A 528-nucleotide genomic window follows, 5' to 3' on the forward strand; every position below is an offset into this window, starting at 1 on the left:
TCGAGGACCGGGCGCACCTGCTCCGCACGCGCCGCGAAGGAGTGTCGCTCGACCACGACCGCGCGCAGCCGTTCGACCAGCGCCGTCCGCTCGTCGGCGGGCATCGCGAGCGCCCGCTCGAGCGACGCGGCGTCCTCGAACACGGGGACCTCGCCGAGGCCGAGCTCGTCGAGTCCGAGCGCGCAGTCCGTCACGGGGAGCGCCCCGGACGCGAGCGATTCGTAGAGGCGGGAGTTCAACGTGCCGTACTCGGCGGCGGGCGCGATGACGTCGTCGACGACGAAGGCCGCCGACCGGTAGACCTCGGGGAGCGCGAAGTAGGGGACCATCGGCCGCAGCTCGACGCCGGGGGACGGGTCGACGTGCTCGGCGTTCGCGGCGAACCAGACGATCGGCTCGGCCGGACGGACGTCGTCGAGGACGTCCTGCACGTGGCGGCGGACGCCCCAGAAGTTCACGGTCGCCACCGCACGGTCGCTCCGCGGGGTACCCGGGTCGGTCGTGAAGAGCTCGAGGTCGACGCCGATC

The 528-nt window shown here is 73.3% G+C and carries 1 protein-coding gene; it reads right to left on the reverse strand.

What is annotated here, in order from left to right; genetic code table 11:
* Positions 1-528, reverse strand: a 528-nt coding sequence (locus BIV03_RS16770) for a glycosyltransferase (RefSeq protein ID WP_175475928.1), incomplete at both ends; no start/stop codon positions are given.

Source organism: Curtobacterium sp. MCBA15_016 (assembly GCF_001865105.1).
Classification (GTDB): Bacteria; Actinomycetota; Actinomycetes; order Actinomycetales; family Microbacteriaceae; genus Curtobacterium.